Origin of the sequence: Halomonas ventosae, assembly GCF_004361885.1 — a bacterium.
Classification (GTDB): Bacteria; Pseudomonadota; Gammaproteobacteria; order Pseudomonadales; family Halomonadaceae; genus Halomonas; species Halomonas ventosae_C.
Genome location: NZ_SNWH01000005.1, coordinates 118,199 through 134,234, shown reverse-complemented (window position 1 = coordinate 134,234; position 16,036 = coordinate 118,199). Strand labels below are relative to the sequence as shown.

At 66.8% G+C, this 16,036-nt stretch carries 14 protein-coding genes; 7 read left to right on the top strand and 7 right to left on the bottom strand.

The window, feature by feature from the left end; all coding sequences use genetic code 11:
* Positions 1 to 59: 59 nt before the first annotated feature.
* Positions 60 to 1,571 carry a glucose-6-phosphate dehydrogenase gene (gene zwf, locus DFO68_RS05950; RefSeq protein ID WP_133482751.1) on the bottom strand — a complete coding sequence of 504 codons (1,512 nt, stop codon included), beginning with the start codon at positions 1,569 to 1,571 and terminating at the stop codon, positions 60 to 62.
* 216 nt (positions 1,572 to 1,787) lie between these two features.
* Here zwf and DFO68_RS05945 point away from each other — a divergent pair, with 216 nt between their 5' ends.
* The 4 genes from DFO68_RS05945 to DFO68_RS05930 all read left to right on the top strand — a co-directional run bounded on the left by DFO68_RS05945 (position 1,788) and on the right by DFO68_RS05930 (position 5,822).
* Positions 1,788 to 2,660, top strand: coding sequence for a MurR/RpiR family transcriptional regulator (locus DFO68_RS05945; RefSeq protein ID WP_133482750.1), 873 nt, complete (start codon positions 1,788 to 1,790; stop codon positions 2,658 to 2,660).
* A gap of 74 nt (positions 2,661 to 2,734) precedes the next feature.
* Positions 2,735 to 3,589: a putative selenate ABC transporter substrate-binding protein gene (locus DFO68_RS05940; protein WP_133482749.1), complete on the top strand. Its 855-nt coding sequence runs from the start codon at positions 2,735 to 2,737 to the stop codon at positions 3,587 to 3,589.
* Positions 3,589 to 4,302 carry an ATP-binding cassette domain-containing protein gene (locus DFO68_RS05935; RefSeq protein ID WP_133482748.1) on the top strand — a complete coding sequence of 238 codons (714 nt, stop codon included), beginning with the start codon at positions 3,589 to 3,591 and terminating at the stop codon, positions 4,300 to 4,302. The genes DFO68_RS05940 and DFO68_RS05935 overlap by 1 nt, the downstream gene beginning before the upstream one ends.
* Positions 4,299 to 5,822 carry an ABC transporter permease gene (locus tag DFO68_RS05930; protein ID WP_133482747.1) on the top strand — a complete coding sequence of 508 codons (1,524 nt, stop codon included), beginning with the start codon at positions 4,299 to 4,301 and terminating at the stop codon, positions 5,820 to 5,822. Before DFO68_RS05935 ends, DFO68_RS05930 begins: the two co-directional genes overlap by 4 nt.
* A gap of 16 nt (positions 5,823 to 5,838) precedes the next feature.
* On the opposite strand, the gene DFO68_RS05925 is transcribed toward DFO68_RS05930, so the two are convergent.
* Complete coding sequence (locus tag DFO68_RS05925; protein WP_133482746.1) at positions 5,839 to 6,180, bottom strand: TraR/DksA family transcriptional regulator; 342 nt, start codon at positions 6,178 to 6,180, stop codon at positions 5,839 to 5,841.
* A 165-nt stretch (positions 6,181 to 6,345) separates the two neighbouring features.
* On the opposite strand from DFO68_RS05925, the gene DFO68_RS05920 reads away from it, so the two are divergent.
* A complete protein-coding gene (locus DFO68_RS05920) occupies positions 6,346 to 7,539 on the top strand; it encodes an MFS transporter (protein WP_133482745.1) in 1,194 nt (397 codons plus the stop codon).
* A gap of 51 nt (positions 7,540 to 7,590) precedes the next feature.
* Here the strand turns inward: DFO68_RS05920 and DFO68_RS05915 are convergent, their stop codons facing one another.
* From DFO68_RS05915 to DFO68_RS05895, 5 genes are all read right to left on the bottom strand, one after another.
* Positions 7,591 to 8,445, bottom strand: coding sequence for a universal stress protein (locus tag DFO68_RS05915; protein WP_133482744.1), 855 nt, complete (start codon positions 8,443 to 8,445; stop codon positions 7,591 to 7,593).
* A 64-nt stretch (positions 8,446 to 8,509) separates the two neighbouring features.
* On the bottom strand, positions 8,510 to 10,000 hold the full coding sequence (locus tag DFO68_RS05910) for a SulP family inorganic anion transporter (RefSeq protein WP_133482743.1): 1,491 nt from the start codon (positions 9,998 to 10,000) through the stop codon (positions 8,510 to 8,512).
* Positions 10,001 to 10,154: 154 nt separating this feature from the next.
* Entirely contained in the window at positions 10,155 to 10,922 is a 768-nt protein-coding gene (locus tag DFO68_RS05905) for a slipin family protein (RefSeq protein ID WP_133482742.1), read from the bottom strand.
* Between the two features lie 65 nt (positions 10,923 to 10,987).
* Complete coding sequence (locus DFO68_RS05900; protein WP_133482741.1) at positions 10,988 to 12,466, bottom strand: NfeD family protein; 1,479 nt, start codon at positions 12,464 to 12,466, stop codon at positions 10,988 to 10,990.
* 231 nt (positions 12,467 to 12,697) lie between these two features.
* On the bottom strand, positions 12,698 to 13,351 hold the full coding sequence (locus DFO68_RS05895; RefSeq protein WP_133482740.1) for a hypothetical protein: 654 nt from the start codon (positions 13,349 to 13,351) through the stop codon (positions 12,698 to 12,700).
* 212 nt (positions 13,352 to 13,563) lie between these two features.
* Between DFO68_RS05895 and DFO68_RS05890 the strand changes: the two genes are divergently transcribed.
* Positions 13,564 to 14,661, top strand: coding sequence for an aminoglycoside phosphotransferase family protein (locus DFO68_RS05890; RefSeq protein ID WP_373190630.1), 1,098 nt, complete (start codon positions 13,564 to 13,566; stop codon positions 14,659 to 14,661).
* Between the two features lie 88 nt (positions 14,662 to 14,749).
* Positions 14,750 to 16,003, top strand: a complete 1,254-nt coding sequence (locus tag DFO68_RS05885) for an ABC transporter substrate-binding protein (protein ID WP_133482739.1) — start codon at positions 14,750 to 14,752, stop codon at positions 16,001 to 16,003.
* Positions 16,004 to 16,036: the final 33 nt, after the last annotated feature.

The following is a 16,036-nucleotide window of genomic DNA, read 5'->3' as shown; positions in this document are numbered from 1 at the left end:
CCCGGTGCGCTGGCGCTTACCGGGCCTACGCTCAAGCGGCTTTGATATGTTGATGTTTTCTAATAATCCTCATACCAGCTGCGCCCATCCTGGGTGATCATGGCGATGGAGGCCACCGGCCCCCAGGAGCCGGCCGGATAGCGCCGCGGCGGCTCGTCGCGGTCGGCCCAGGCGGCAATCAGGTCGTCACACCAGCGCCAGGCATGCTCGACCTCGTCGCGGCGCACAAAGAGATACTGCTGGCCCTTCATCACCTCGAGCAGCAGCCGCTCGTAGGCGTCCGGGATGCGGGTCTTGGGGAAGGCGCTGTTGAAGTCCAGGTGCAGGGGGCCGCGGCGCAGGCGCATGCCCTTGTCCAGGCCGCTGTCCTTGGTCAGCACTTCCAGGGCGATGCCCTCTTCCGGCTGCAGACGAATCACCAGCTTGTTGGCGGCAAGCCCGCGCTGGTCGGGGTCGAAGATGTAGTGTGGCTGCTGGCGGAAATGGATGATGATCTGCGAGAGCTTCTCCGGCATGCGCTTGCCGGTGCGCAGGTAGAAGGGCACGCCCGCCCAGCGCCAGTTGGCGACGCCGGTTTTCATGGCCACGAAGGTCTCTGTGTGGCTGGCGGTATTGGCGCCCTCCTCCTCCAGGTAGCCCGGTACGGCCTGGCCATCGCTGGTACCGGCTATGTACTGGCCGCGCACCACGTCACGCCCTAGCATGTCGTCGGTGAAGGGCTTGAGTGCCTTGAGCACCTTGACCTTCTCGTCGCGGATGGCGTCGGCATCTAGGTTGGCCGGCGGGTCCATGGCGATCAGACAAACCAGCTGCAAGAGGTGGTTCTGCACCATGTCGCGCAGCTGGCCGGCCTCGTCGAAGTAACCCCAGCGCCCCTCGATGCCGACCTTCTCGGCCACGGTGATTTCCACGTGGGAGATGTGGTTCTGGTTCCACTGGGTGCCGAACAGCGGGTTGGCGAAGCGCAGCGCAATGAGGTTCTGTACCGTCTCCTTGCCCAAATAGTGATCGATGCGATAGACCCGCGACTCGGGGAACACCGCGCCGATGGCGTCGTTGACCTCGGCTGAGGAGCGCAGATCGAAGCCGATCGGCTTCTCGACCACCACCCGGGTCTGTTCGTCGAGGCTGCCGCTGGCCTGGAGGTGGCGGCAGATGTCGCCGTAGATCTTGGCGCTTACCGAAAGATAGACCACCATGGGACGTAGCAGACCTTGCTGGCGCCACTCGCGGATCGCGCCATAACCCTCGGCGGTGGTGAAGTCGAGCTGCAGGAAGTCAAGGCGGGTCAGGAAGCGCTTGAGCACGGCGCGGTCGAGCTCCGCGCCTTTGACGTGGGTCTCGAGCGCCGACTGGACCCTGGCCTGGAAGGCCTCGCGGTCGAGTGCCTGGCGCGCCAGGCCCAGCAGGCGGGTATCGGCGTCCAGCAGGCCCTCACGGTCGAGGTGGTAGAGCGCCGGATACAGCTTGCGCTGGGCCAGGTCACCCAGGGCACCGAACAGCGCCAGGTCGATTTCCGTGCTGCCGGCATCGGTGGACCTGGCCTCGCCGACTCGATTGCGTTGTGTCATGTCCGCCCCATCTGGTTAACTTACCTAAAAATAGCCTATGCAGGCCAAGTCTTGCAAACTAAACCTGTAATATTACCACTTTCCTTGCCAGACACTGCCGCAACTGACCGCTGGGTTGGGCAAACCCCAGTACAATGTAGTTAAATCACTACATTATGTATGTTTCACGCCCCGCGCCGCCAATGGCGCCCCGTCGTCACGGAGACTTCACCGCCCATGGTCCGACACGATCTGCTCGACCGCATCCGTCGACAACTCGATGAGCTCAATCGCTCCGAACGCAAGGTAGCCGAGGTGATCCTGGCCGACCCGGCCTCGGCGACCAGCATGAGCATCGCCACCCTGGCACAACGGGCCTCAGTCAGCGAGCCCACCGTCAACCGCTTCTGCCGCAGCTTCGAGGCCAAGGGCTACCCCGACTTCAAGATCAAGCTGGCCCAGAGCCTGGCCGGCGGCACCCCTTACGTCAGCCAGGCGGTGGAGCCCGACGACGACGCCGCCGAGTACACCAACAAGATCTTCGGGGCTACCATCGCCGCCCTGGACCTGGCGCGCCGCGAGGTGCCCCCGGAGCGCATCGAGCGCATGGTCGACTACCTGATCCAGGCCCGGCAGCTGCACTTCTTCGGCCTAGGGGCCTCCGGGGCGGTGGCCCAGGATGCCCAGCACAAGTTCTTCCGCTTCAATCTGCCAGTCACCGCCTATGTGGACGTGCTGATGCAGCGCATGGTGGCGGCGGCCTGCCATACCGGCGATGTGGTGGTGGTGCTCTCCTGGACCGGGCGCACCCGGGAGCTGGTGGACATCGCCCGACTGGCACGGGACAACGGCGCCGTGGTGCTCGGCATTACCGCCCCGGATTCACCGCTGGCCGATGAATGTACCGAGACCCTGGAAGTCGCCACCGCCGAGGACACCGACTATTACATGCCGATGACCTCGCGGATGATCCAGCTGGCGCTGATCGATGTGCTGGCCACTGGTGTGACCCTGCGCCGCGGCGAGGATTTCCTGCCCCATCTCAAGAAGATCAAGGACAGCTTGCAAGCGACACGCTACCCGGTAAGCGGTCGCGAAGACCCGCGCTGAAGCCTCGCTGGACTTGCCAGGCCGACGACGAGCCACAACAATGACAAGCCTATCGCCCACTTCCGGAGACCGAGATGCGCTGGCTTGCCGCTTCCACCGTTGTCGTCACCCTGTTCACCCAGGGTGTCGCCGCCGATACCTTCCGCTTCACCGCCATCCCCGACGAGAACCAGTCGCGACTGGTCGAGCGCTTCTCCAAGGTCGCCAACTACCTCGAAGAGCGCCTCGAGGTGGACGTGGAGTACGTGCCGGTGAAGTCCTATGGCGCCACGGTGACGGCCTTTCGCAACGACCAGGTGCAGCTGGCCTGGTTCGGCGGTCTCTCGGGGGTTCAGGCGCGTCGCCTGGTGCCGGGCTCGGAGGCCGTGGCCCAGGGCAGCGAAGACGCCGAGTTCCAGAGCTACTTCATCGCCCACCGCTCCACCGGCCTGGAGCGGGCCGAGGAACTGCCAGAGGCCATCGAGGGCATGAGCCTGACCTTCGGCTCGCGCACCTCCACCTCGGGACGCCTGATGCCCGAGCACTTCCTGCGCCAGCGCTTCGGCGAGGCGCCTAATGAGCTTTTTTCGCGGGTCGGCTTCTCCGGCGATCACTCGCGCACCATCGCCCTGGTGGAAGCCGGCACCTGGGACCTGGGTGCGGTGAACTTCAGCGTCTGGGAGGCCGCGGTGGCGGACGGCCGGGTGGATACCGACAAGGTCGAGGTGATCTGGGCCAGCCCGCCCTATCCGGACTACAACTGGACCCTGCGCGGCGACGTCGATGCCCGCTTCGGTGAGGGCTTCAGCGAGAAGGTTCGCACGGCCCTGCTCGAGATGGACGACCCCGAGCTGCTGGCGAGCTTCCCACGCAAGAACTTTATTCCCGCCCACAACGACCTCTACGCCCCCATCGAAGACGTTGCGGAAGAGCTCGGCCTGCTGCGCTGATGGGCGAGTCCCGCGACACGCTGGTCTCGCTGACCGGCGTCGACCTGGGCCATGGCGATCAAGTGGTGCTGCCGGGACTGCATCTCCACCTGCGGCGCGGCGAGCGCGTCGCCCTGCTCGGCCCCAGCGGGGCCGGCAAGTCCACCCTGCTCGGGGCCCTGCGCCGGCGCCTGGGTAACCGCGCCGCCTGGTGTCCCCAGCAGCATGGCCTGGTGCCCCAGCTGGCGGTCTATCACAACGTCTACATGGGGCGGCTGGCCGAGCACTCGGCGCTGGCCAACCTGTGGAACCTGGTGCGGCCGCTGGCCGGCCCCTGGCAGGAGGTCACCGAACTCTGCGACGAGCTGGGCCTGGACGGGCTGATGCGCCGTCCCGTCGCGCAGCTCTCCGGGGGCCAGCGCCAGCGGGTCGCCATCGCCCGAGCCCTCTACCAGCAGCGGGCGCTGTTCCTGGGTGACGAGCCGGTGGCCAGCGTCGACCCCCACCAGGCATTGCGCCTGCTGGCACTGATCGACCACCGCCACGCCACCTCGGTGGTCGCCCTCCACCAGCGGGAGCTGGCCCTCAGCCACTTCGACCGGGTATGGGGCCTGCGTGACGGCCGGCTGGTGATCGATGCGCCGGCTCGCGACCTGAGCCTGGCAGACCTGGACGGCCTCTATCCCGACGCCGATGGCCAGAGGGGAAATGCCGCCCGCCGGGGCCGGCCATGACCCAGGCCCACTCTCGCACCCAGGCGCCCCGGCCGGGCTGGCTGGAAGGCCGGAGCCCCGGCGTGCGCCTGGCGCGTCACAGCCTGGCCCTGGTGGCGCTGGCGGTGCTGCTGGTGCCCTTCGCCGACCTGGCGGTGCTGACCCGCGACCCCTGGGCGGAGCTCGCTCGCATGGCCCGCGGGCTGGCCTGGCCCGCCTGGGGGGCGCTGGAGTCACCGCTGGAGGCGCTGGGCCTGACCGTGGCCGTGGCGCTGTGGGGAACCTTGGGCGGAATGCTGCTGGGCTTCCCGCTGGCCCTGCTGTTCGCCCGCTCGCGGCTGATCCGCGCTGGCTGCGCCTTCGTGCGCGCCATCCACGAGCTGTTCTGGGCGCTGCTCTTCCTGCAGGTGTTCGGCCTCTCCGCCGCTACGGCCCTGATGGCCCTGGTGATTCCCTATGCCGGCATCTTCGCCAAGGTCTATGCCGAGATCCTCGAGCAAATACCCGGCGCGCCGCGCGACGCCCTGCCGCCGGGGATCGGGCGACTCTCGCGCTTCGTCTATGCCGAACTGCCGCTGGCCTGGACCCGACTCGCCGCCTACACCCGCTATCGCTTCGAGTGCGCGCTGCGCGCCAGCGTGCTGCTGGGCTTCGTCGGCCTGCCGACCCTGGGCTTTCAGCTCGAGACCGCCTTCCGCGAGGGGCGCTACCACGAGGCGGGGGCGCTGCTGTGGATGTTCTATCTGCTGATCGCCAGCCTGCCCTGGTGGAGTCACCGGCGGCTGATACCGCTGCTGGCGCTGGGCGGCGCCTTGCTGCTGGGCCCCTGGCCGGCGCTGGAGGGCGGCCTCCTGTGGCGCTTCGTCAGCCAGGACATCTGGCCGCCGGCGCTGCTCGAGGGCGACTGGCGCGGCCTCATCGAGTGGCTGGCGCGCATCCCCGACCTGGGCCCGGCCATCGGCAACACCTTGCTGCTTGGCCTGCTGGGCAGTGTGGGGGCGCTGCTGGTCGCCCTGGCGCTGTGGCCCCTGGCCTGCCGCCACTTCGGCAACCCGCTGACCCGGCTGGCCGGGCGGGGCCTGCTGGTCTTCCTACGCTCGACGCCGGAACTGATGCTGGCCTTCTTTTTCCTGCTGCTGCTGGGGCCGTCGCTGCTGCCCGCCTGGCTGGCGCTGGCGCTGCACAACGGCGCACTGATCGCCTTCCTGGTGGCACGCCACGCGGACGCCATCACTCCCGGCATGCCGGGAGTGAACGCCACGGGCCGGCTGGCCTACGAGCTGCTGCCGCGGCTCTATCCTGGCATGCTGGCCCTGCTCTACTACCGGGCCGAGGTGATCCTGCGCGAGACGGCGATCCTGGGCATGCTGGGGGTGGCCACCCTGGGCTACTACATCGACGCGAACTTCGAGTACCTGCTGTTCGATGTGGCCTTCTTCCTGCTGCTGGTCACCGCGGCCCTCAATATCGCCGTGGACGCCCTGTCGCGACGCCTTCGGCCGCGGGAGACCGCCATCATCGACGACCCCTGCCAGCGTTAGCTCCCGGCGCCGGGCGTCACTCGGCGCAATCGATGCACTTCAGCACCAGCGGATCGCCTTCCAGGCGCCTGGCGCCGATCCATTCACCGCACTCGATGCACTCGCCATACTCGCCCTTCTCGATGCGCGCGAGGGCTCCCGTGATGCGCCGCAGGGCCAGCTGGCGACGCTGCTCCTCGGCCTTGGCCATGGCCTGCCCCTGCATGGCATCCATGCGCGACAGGCGCCCCACCGAGGTCTGGTCCAGCATCACGGTGTCGCGGGAATCGCGGCTGGCGTCGCTGTGCTCGAGCAGTTCGGCGCGCAGCGCGTGCAACCGCCTCACCACGGCGTCCATATCCAGCTCAGGATGGTTCATCTTCGCCTCCATTTCCGGAATCTTTGAATCAGCCCGGCAGGCCATCGCATGCACGCAAGCTGATATCCTACTTGCCACCGACAGGACCGCCATGGCGACATCTTGCCATCGCGCTGCTGCCGTCGCACTGCCGCCATGCCCTCCCACACTCACCGGAGTGTCACCATGAGTTACCGCGCCCTGCTGCGGGATCATCGCGGGCTGCTGGGCATCGCCTTCCTGGCGATGTTCACCTCGAGCCTCGGCCAGAGCTTCTTCATCGGCCTGTTTCAGGCGCCGATCTCCGAGCGCCTGGAGCTGACCGCCGGGCAGTTCGGTACTGCCTATGCCGTGGTCACCCTGGCGGCCGGTTTCGCCATGCTGCGCTTTGGCCCGCTCATCGACTGGGTGGCGCCGCGGCGCTTCGCGCTGGTGGTCCTCGTTGCACTGCTCACCGGCATCCTGCTGTTGACCGCCGCCCCTTGGTGGTGGCTGGGACTCCTTGGCCTGGGACTGGTGCGCTTCTGTGGCCAGGGCATGATGACCCACCTGGGCAACACCCTCGCCGGCCGGGAGTTCGTCAGCCTGCGTGGTCGCGCCCTGGGGCTGGTTGGCATGGGCATCATGCTTGGCGAGACGGCGCTACCGCCGCTGATGGCGGCCCTGCTGATGTGGTTGGGCTGGCGGGAGCTGTGGTGGCTGCTGGTGGCCTTCCTGGCGCTGTTCTGGGGGCCTGTGCTGCTTCGCGGCCCCTGGCCGAGGGCGCCGGGCAGGCGCCCGGCACGAGGCCAGCGCCGTGAGGGACCGCGCCCCTTCCGCGAGGCGCGCTTCTGGCAGCTGCTGGGGTTGCTGATGATCCTGCCGGTGACGATGACCGGACTTTTCATCTACCAGGCGCGCATGACCGACGACCTGGGCAGTTCGCTCACCGTCTACTCCCTGGCCCTGACCGGCATGGGACTGGCCAAACTGCCCGGCGCCCTGCTGGGCGGGCGCTGGGTCGACCGGCTCGGCCCGGTACGCCTGGCCAGGCTCTATCTGATGCCCTACGCGCTAGCCCTCGTGGTGGCCATCCTGATCGGCGGCCACACCGGCGTCTGGGCGCTGATGGTGGGCGGGGGGCTCGCCATGGGCGCTCAGGAGTCCATCGCCACCAGCCTGCTGGTGCGCCTGTGGGGCGCCGAGCACCTGGGCACGGTACGCGCCACCCTGAGCGCCACCATGGTCTTCGCCACGGGTATCGCCCCAGCGCTGCTGGGCATCGCGCTGGACCTGGGCGCTGCCTTCTCCCATATCCTGATCGGCATGCTGGCGCTGCTGGTCATCGGCTGGGCGCTGGCCCAGGGCGTGCTGGCGAGCCCCGAGGCCGGTGGGACCTGACGCGACGACGGCGGCCCGAGGGCCGGCATCGCGCGGTGCAGGCGATGGCGATCAGCGCAGCAGCAGCACCGGGCCGTTAGCCTTGCGCAGCATGGTGGTGGTGGTGCTGCCCACCAGCAGATGGCGGATGCGCGAGTGGCCATAGGCGCCCATCACCAGCAGGTCGATGCCCTGCTCCGCCTGGTAGCCGCACAGGGTGGTCTCCACCTCGCCGGCGCGGATCGCCCCCTCGGCCACATGGCCCGCATCACGCAGCATCTTCAGCGCCCAGTCGAGCTGGGAGCGGTTGTCGCCGGTCTCGGCGCCGACGATCACCACATGCACGGGAATGCCGTCGAACAGCGGGCTCTTGGCCAGGATTTCCACGCCCTTGCGGGTGGTCTTGCTGCCGTCGAAGGCCAGCATCACCTTCTCGGGCGTCTTGTAGGTGTCCGACACCATCAGGATCGGCCGATGCAGGGTGCGTACCACTCGCTCGAGGTTGGAGCCCAGGTGGTCACTGGCTTGATGCGCGCCCTCGCCACGCTTGCCGATCACCAGCAAGCGGATCTCATCGACCAGCTCTTCCAGGGTCTCCACCAGGGTGCCGTTACGCTGGCGAGTGCCAGGCTCGGTCACGCCGTCCTCGATGGCCCGCTCGCGGGCCGCCTTGAGCATCAGCCGGCCCTGCTCCTGGGCCACCTTGGCCCGCTGCTCGTCGAGATGAGAAAGCTCCTCGAGCAGATGCTCCCGAGCGCCGAGCCCGATATTGCCGGAGAGGTCCGCCTCGGCTGTCTGGGGGTGGTTGTCGTTCACATGCAGGAAGGTCAGCGGCGCCTGAAGCGCCAGACTGGCCCAGGCGGCATAGTCGCACACGCCTTCCGAAAACGTCGAGCCGTCGATGGCGGCCATCACCTGTTCTGTCATTATCGTGTCCTGACGCTGGCGTTAAGGGTCATTGCTTCATGTGCTACATGGTCCGTTGCGCGGGTCAATGCCCGCCCATCAGCTTCTCGACGGCCTCGGGGTCGTCATGTACCGCGTAGCGGTCGACGATGGTGGCGCTGGCCTCGTTGAGGCCGATCATCTCCACCTCGGTCCCCTCCCGGCGAAACTTGATCACCACCCGGTCCAGCGCCTGGACGGCGGTGATATCCCAGAAGTGGGCACGCGAAAGATCGATGGTCACCTTCTCCACCGTCTCCTTGAAGTCGAAGGCGTCGCCGAAGCGCTCGGAGGAAGCGAAGAACACCTGACCCACCACCTGGTAGATGCGATGGCTGCCCTGCTCGGTCTCCTCGCTGCCGATATATAGGATGTTGCCCACCTTGTTGGCGAAGTTCATGGCGGCCAGCAGCACGCCGACGAAGACACCGATGGCCAGGTTGTGAGTGCCCACGGTGACCACTACGGTAGCCACCATCACCATGTTGGTGCTCACCGGATGTTTCTTCAGGTCACGGATCGACGACCAGCTAAAGGTCCCGATGGCGACCATGATCATCACCGCCACCAATGCGGCCATGGGAATCTGGGAGACCCAGTCGGCGAGGAACACCACCATCATCAGCAGCGCCACGCCGGCGATCAAGGTCGACATGCGACGACGACCGCCGGACTTGATGTTGATCACCGACTGGCCAATCATCGCGCAACCCGCCATGCCGCCGAGCAGGCCGGCGCCGATGTTGGCAATGCCCTGCCCCTTGCACTCGCGGTTCTTGTCGCTCTTGGTATCGGTCAGGTCGTCGAGGATGGTCGCGGTCATCATCGACTCCAGCAGGCCCACCACGGTCAGCATCAGTGCGGTGGGGAAGATGATCCTCAGGGTCTCGAGGTTGAGCGGCACCTCGGGCCACAGCAAGACCGGCAAGCTATCGGGCAGCTCGCCCATGTCGCCGACGCTTCTGATCTCCATGCCGGTGAGCATGTAGACCGCCGTGAGCACCAGGATGCAGACCAGCGGCGAGGGCAGCAGCTTGCCCACTACCGGCAGGTAGGGGAAGCCGTAGATGATCGCCAGGCCGGCCAGCGTCATGACGTAGACGTGCCAGCTCACGTCGGTGAGCTCGGGCAGCTGGGCCATGAAGATCAGGATCGCCAGGGCATTGACGAAGCCGGTGACCACCGAACGCGACACGAAGCGCATCAGCTCGGCGAGCCTGAGATAGCCGGCGATGAGTTGCAGGACCCCGGTGAGCAGGGTGGCAGCCAGCAGGTACTCCAGGCCGTGCTCTTTGACCAGGGTGACCATCAGCAGCGCCATGGCGCCGGTGGCCGCCGAGATCATCCCCGAGCGCCCGCCGGCGAAGGCGATGATCACGCAGATGGCGAAGGAGGCGTAGAGGCCGACCTTGGGGTCGACCCCGGCGATGATGGAGAAGGCGATGGCCTCGGGAATCAGCGCCAGGGCGACGACGAGGCCAGCCAGGGTGTCGCCCTTGAGATTGGAGAACCAGCTCAGTTTCATTTTTTCGTACATGCTGCGGTCCTGTCGAAAGGGTTTGTGATGCCGCAAGGCGCCAGGACACCAGGATGATGCCGATCGATGACGGCGCGCCCGAGTCGCCGGGGACAAAGGCGCGGGATTCTAACAGGAACACCGGCGACCCGCATGTCGTGTCGCCGGCGGGAACTCAGCGATCGTCGCTATGCGTTGCCGACTCACCCATGGCCTGAAAGGCCTTGAGAAGGTCCATCGGCATCGGGAAGACCACGGTGGAACTCTTGCTGCCCATATCGGCCATGGTCTGCAGGTAACGCAGCTGAAGCGCCGCCGGGTTGGCCGACAGGACGTGGGCTGCTTCAACCAGTTTCTTGGAGGCTTGCAACTCCCCCTCGGCATGGATCACCTTGGCGCGCCGCTCGCGCTCGGCCTCGGCCTGGCGGGCAATGGCGCGGATCATGCTCTCGTCGAGGTCGACGTGCTTGATCTCCACGTTGGCCACCTTGATGCCCCAGCCCTCGGCGGAGCTGTCGATGATCTCCTGGATGTCGTCGTTGAGCTTGTCACGCTCGGAAAGCATCTCGTCGAGGTCGTGCTTGCCGAGCACCGAGCGCAGCGTGGTCTGGGCCAGCTGACTGGTGGCATTGACGAAGTGCTCGACCTGGATGATCGCCTTCTCCGGGTCCACGACCCGGAAGTAGAGCACCGCATTGACCTTGACGGTGACGTTATCCTGGGAGATGACGTCCTGTTCCGGCACATCCATGGTGATCACCCTCAGGTCGACCACCTGCATCTTCTGAATGCCGGGAATGATGATCAACAGGCCGGGGCCCTTCACCGACTGGAAGCGCCCGAGGAAGAACACCACCCCGCGCTTGTACTCGGGCAGGATGCGGATCGACGCCGCCAGCAGCAAGACCAGCAGGACGACCGGAACGAGATAGGACATCAACATGGCGTGCTCTCCTTCGATGTGGCCGACGACGGCAGGGGGCCGGCGCCGAGGGTGCAGATATCAGCTCAGGACGCGGTGTCGAGCGGCTCCACCTCCAGGGTCAGGCCGTCGACCGCCGTCACGCGCACTGCCTGCCCGCGCGTCAGCGGCTGGCTGCTGCGGGCATTCCAGCGCTCGCCCCTCAGCCGCACATGACCGTACCCCGAGAAATCCTCGAGGGCTCGGGCCTGGCTGCCGACGAGTTCCTCCTGGCCGGTGCGAGGGGTACGACGGCGAAGTCCGATGAAGCGGGTCACCACCCACAGCATCAGGCCTGCGGCCACCAGGGCGATGCCACCGATCATCGGCAGCGAGATGTTCAGGGTGTCCGCGTCCATCAGCATCACCGAACCGATCACGAAGGCGACGATGCCGCCTATCCCGAGAATACCGAAACTGGGCACCAACGCTTCGCCCACGATCAGCCCCAGCCCCACCAGGATCAGCGCCAGGCCGGCGTAGTTGACCGGCAGCACCTGGAAGGCGAACAGTGCCAGCAGCAGCGAGATGATGCCGATGGTCCCCGGCACCAGGCTGCCCGGGTTGGCCAGCTCGAAGATCAGCCCGTAGAAGCCGATGATCATCAGGAAATAGGCGACGTTGGGATCGGTGATCACCGCCAGCAGCTTGGTGCGCCAGCCCGGATCGAAGCGCTCGATGGTGAGGCCGGCGGTGGCCAGGGTGCGCTCGCCGTCCTCCATCACCACCTGGCGACCGTCGATCTGGGTCAGCAGGTCGTCCAGGTCACGGGCCACCACATCGACGACATTGCGCTCCAGGGCCTCCCGGGCGGTAAGATTGACCGCCTCGCGCACGGCCTGTTCGGCCCAGTCGGCGTTGCGGCCGTGGCGCTTGGCCAGCGAGCGGATATAGGCGACAGCATCCTCCAGCACCTTGCGCTCCATGGCCGTGTTGCCGCGGCGCTTCGTCGACTCATCGGCGCCAGCGGCGGCGTTCTCGCCATCCGGCGGTGAGGCGCCTTCGCCGTCACCCTGGGTGTCATCTCCCGCCGGCGCGCCATCATTCGCGGGGGGCTCGGGCTCTCCCAGGCCCGGAAGCCCTCCCCCACCACCGAGCTGGACCGGTGTGGCCGAGCCCAGGTGGGTGGCCGGCGCCATGGCCGCCACATGGCTGGCGTAGAGCAGGTAGGTGCCGGCGCTGGCCGCCCGGGCGCCCGCCGGCGAGACGTAGATGGCCACCGGCACGCGGGAGCCGAGCATGGTACTGATCATGGCCCGCATGGAGGCATCGAGTCCGCCGGGCGTGTCCATCTTCACCACGACCAGCTCGGCTTCGCGCGTCTGGGCATGTTCCAGGCCACGCTGAAAGTAGTCGTTGATGGCCGGGCCGATGGCACCGTCGATGGTCATTAACAGCGCATTGCGCTCGTTCTGCTGTGCCTGAGCCTGCCAGGCCAGCAGGGCTCCCAGCGCCAGGCACAGCAGGCTTGCCAGCATCAGGATACGCCCGGCCCTGCCCCTGCCCCTGCCCTCTGGATTCGTCATCGCATGCCCGCCCTGCAGTGCCTGTTCGTGACAACCTCATCGAAAAACAGTGGTTCAGGCGTCACCGATATCAGCGTAGGCAGTGGACCCAAGGGCGGCAATGCCCTGCCTCGGGTCGAAGGCAAGCAGATGCCATCGTTGCAGACAGCCGGGCCCGCCAGCTGGCGGGCCCGGAGATGATCACCGAAAGCAGCGCGAAGCGATGAGCGCGTTCAGCGTCGCCGGCCGGGCTCAGAGATCATGCGGCTCTCCGGCGACACGCTTCTGAACCTCCACCACGTAGGCCGCCAGAGACGTCAGCGCCTCGCCGCCCCACTCGAGCGGCTCGGCCGCCATCGGCACTACCATGCAGATCTGCACCATCTCGTCGGCATGCACTGCCGACATGCCGAACTGGTGGGCGCCCATCGCTACCCGATGGGGGAAGGGCTGTTCGAATGTCGAGTTGTATCCCATGTCCTGACCGTTACTGCCATGGCAATTCGCGCAGGCCAGGCCGTTGCTGCTCAAGGATGTGTCGTAATAGAGCGCCTCGCCTCGCGCCAGCATCTGCTGAGGGTTGTCGCCGGTCTCGCTGTAGGCCGGTGAATACCCCTCGGGCCTTGCCACCGCAGCGCTATCACCTCCTTCGGCCTCGCCTTCCGCTTCACCCTGGGCTTCTCCCTCTGCCTCGCCCTGGGCCTCGGCGGCCCCTTCTGTGTGGTTGCTGGCCAGCATCAAGGACGCATCGGAGGGCGAGGTAACGTCGGCCATGGCCGCATCATCGCCTGCCGAGGCCTGAAGGACACCGCCCCCCGCCACCAGGGCAAGCAGCGGGGCCGTGTAGGCCAGTCGCCGATTCAGGCGGCCCAGGAGCTTGCGGCGTTGTTCGTCATGCTGTGACATATTGTTCACCTTCGCTTGTGTCCATCCAGGAGATATCTGGAGCCCTCGCTCCAGCGTGTCGCACCAACGGCTCCCTTTTGTCGATGATGTTGTTCCAGGCTTACAGTCGCCCGCCATGCAGCAGGTCATCGGGCAGGCGCCGATATGTAAGGAATGCCTTGCACCGCACGACCCTACGTTAACGATTGCAATACCATCTCGCGAGGAACGACATGTCGGATATCGCCGTTCGCCCCGCTTCGCCGGAACCGCAAGAGGCCCACCCGGATCTCGGCCATCCGCTGGCCATGGCGCTCGCCCACGCCGGTCATGACGCGGTCATCCAGGCCATGTATGCGATGGCCGATACCGGCCTGGCCCATCACCATGTGTGGCTCAAGCGACAACAGATCGACTGGGTGGCACGCTTGCCCAAACAGAGCCAGATGCGACTCGACCCCGCCGCCAACCTCGACTACCAGACGGCCTGCTTCGAGCGCGCCAGCCAAGGCGGCCATGCCCCCGCCCTGCATGGCATCCTCCCGCCCAGCCAGGCGCTGCCGCGCGGCGGGCTGCTGGTCAGTGCCATCCGTGGTCGCCCGGCGCGACTCCCGGATGACCTTCCGGGCATCGCCGAGGCGCTGGCCAGCTTCCATGTGCTAGAGGTGCCCGATGCCGAGGCCCGCCCGCCATTGCTGTCCCCCGCTGACCCCTGGGCGGCGATGCTCGAGGAGGTCAGGGAGCAGGCGTGCTTCCTCGACCGGGCCGGGCTGGCGGCAGACGCCCGAGCGCTGATCGACGCCGAGCTGTCCGCCCTGCCGGAACGGCTGCCTGCCGGGCCTGGCGCCGAGCCGCGACTGATCAGCTTCGATGCCCACCCCGGCAACTTCCTGGTCACCGAGTCCGGACGCGCGGTGCTGGTGGACCTGGAGAAGTGCCGCTATGGCCTGGCGGGCTTTGACCTTGCCCACGCCAGCCTCTACACCTCCACCACCTGGGACCTGCAGAGCCGCACCGAACTGCTGCCCGGCCAGGTGGCTGCCTTCTACCGTCACTGGATGGCCGCCATGGGCTTCACTGGCGACACCGATACGCTGCTGGCTTGCCGGCGGGCCATGTGGCTCTGGTCGCTGACCTGGTGCGCCAAGTGGCGAGCCAGTCACCTTCGCTCCCGGGACGCCCAGGCCCGTGGCGAGGACTGGTCCGCCGAGCTGAGCGACGATGCGCTGATCGCCCACGTTCGCGACCGAGTCGACCACTATCTTTCGGTGGACGTGATCGAGCATGTACAGCGAGAATTTCGCACCCTCGAGCAGTTACTCGACGGCTGATGGCAAACGCCGATAACGCATCATCGCGCGTATTCCACCCCCCATTGCCCATCATCCAACATTGCCCATCATCAGAGAGGAACCCTAGATGCCGATTCGTCTGTTGGCTGCCGCCACGCCCATCGCCCTCCTGCTCGGCGGCCCTGCCGCCGCGGCCCCCGATCCAACCGACTGGGAGGCGGTGCTCGACGAGGCCCGAGGCCAGACGGTCTACTGGTATGCCTGGGCGGGTGAGCAGCGCACCAACGACTATATCGATTGGGTGGCCGGACGAGTCGAGGAGCAGTTCGCTATCGACCTCACCCATGTCAAGATCGGCGACACCGCCGAGGCGGTCTCCCGGGTTCTGGCCGAAAAACAGGCCGGCAACCATGACCAGGGAAGCGTCGACCTGATCTGGATCAACGGCGAGAACTTCGCCACCATGAAGGCCAACGACCTGCTGTTCGGCCCCTTCGCCGAGTCGCTGCCGAACTTCGCGCTCACCCACCCCGAGCACAACCCCGAGGTCGTCACCGACTTCACCCTGCCCACCGAGGGCTACGAATCCCCCTGGGGACGGGCGCAGATCACCTTCTACTATGATAGTGACGAATTTCGCGGAGATAGCGACGAGCTCCGCGGAGATAACCAGCCGGTGGCAGCGCCCCCGCAGGACATGCCTGCCCTGCTGGAATGGGCCGCGGCCAACCCCGGACGCTTCACCTATCCACGAATCCCCGATTTCACCGGCAGCACCTTCCTCAAGCAGGTTCTGATCGAGCTGAGCGAACAGGACGAGGCCCTCTATGCGCCGGTCGAGGAGAGCGACTTCGCGGCCGTCACCGCGCCGCTGTGGGACTACCTGGATGCGCTCCACCCTCACCTATGGCGCAGCGGGCGGCAGTTTCCTGCTACCGGCCCCGAGATGCGCCGCCTGATGGGGGACGGTGAATTGTCGCTGGCCTTCACCTTCACCCCCTCCGAGCCGGCGGCGGCGGTCGCCGACTTCGAACTGCCGAAAAGCACTCGCAGCTATGTGCCCCAGGGCGGCACCCTGGGCAACGTGCACTTCGTGGCCATTCCCTTCAACTCGCCCCACCAGGCCGGCGCTCTGGTGGTCGCCGACTTCCTGCTCTCGCCCAAGGCTCAGGCCCACAAGCAGGATCTCGACGTCTGGGGGGATCGCACCGTGCTCGACGTGGCGCGTCTCGATGACGACAGCCGGGCCCTGTTCTCCCTGGATGAGCACAACCCGGCGATGCTGCCGCCCGGCGCCTTGCAGCGCACGCTGCCCGAGCCGCATCCCAGCTGGATGACAGCCCTGCAGGACGCCTGGCAGGCCCGCTACATCGGCAACTAATAGCGAGACCCCACGCCGTGATTTCTGCCGCGA

Coding starts and splice junctions, on each gene's coding strand:
- zwf (WP_133482751.1), bottom strand. CDS start 1,571: ATGACACAACGCAATCGAGTCGGCGAGGCCAGGTCCACCGATGCCGGC.
- DFO68_RS05945 (WP_133482750.1), top strand. CDS start 1,788: ATGGTCCGACACGATCTGCTCGACCGCATCCGTCGACAACTCGATGAG.
- DFO68_RS05940 (WP_133482749.1), top strand. CDS start 2,735: ATGCGCTGGCTTGCCGCTTCCACCGTTGTCGTCACCCTGTTCACCCAG.
- DFO68_RS05935 (WP_133482748.1), top strand. CDS start 3,589: ATGGGCGAGTCCCGCGACACGCTGGTCTCGCTGACCGGCGTCGACCTG.
- DFO68_RS05930 (WP_133482747.1), top strand. CDS start 4,299: ATGACCCAGGCCCACTCTCGCACCCAGGCGCCCCGGCCGGGCTGGCTG.
- DFO68_RS05925 (WP_133482746.1), bottom strand. CDS start 6,180: ATGAACCATCCTGAGCTGGATATGGACGCCGTGGTGAGGCGGTTGCAC.
- DFO68_RS05920 (WP_133482745.1), top strand. CDS start 6,346: ATGAGTTACCGCGCCCTGCTGCGGGATCATCGCGGGCTGCTGGGCATC.
- DFO68_RS05915 (WP_133482744.1), bottom strand. CDS start 8,445: ATGACAGAACAGGTGATGGCCGCCATCGACGGCTCGACGTTTTCGGAA.
- DFO68_RS05910 (WP_133482743.1), bottom strand. CDS start 10,000: ATGTACGAAAAAATGAAACTGAGCTGGTTCTCCAATCTCAAGGGCGAC.
- DFO68_RS05905 (WP_133482742.1), bottom strand. CDS start 10,922: ATGTTGATGTCCTATCTCGTTCCGGTCGTCCTGCTGGTCTTGCTGCTG.
- DFO68_RS05900 (WP_133482741.1), bottom strand. CDS start 12,466: ATGACGAATCCAGAGGGCAGGGGCAGGGGCAGGGCCGGGCGTATCCTG.
- DFO68_RS05895 (WP_133482740.1), bottom strand. CDS start 13,351: ATGTCACAGCATGACGAACAACGCCGCAAGCTCCTGGGCCGCCTGAAT.
- DFO68_RS05890 (WP_373190630.1), top strand. CDS start 13,564: ATGTCGGATATCGCCGTTCGCCCCGCTTCGCCGGAACCGCAAGAGGCC.
- DFO68_RS05885 (WP_133482739.1), top strand. CDS start 14,750: ATGCCGATTCGTCTGTTGGCTGCCGCCACGCCCATCGCCCTCCTGCTC.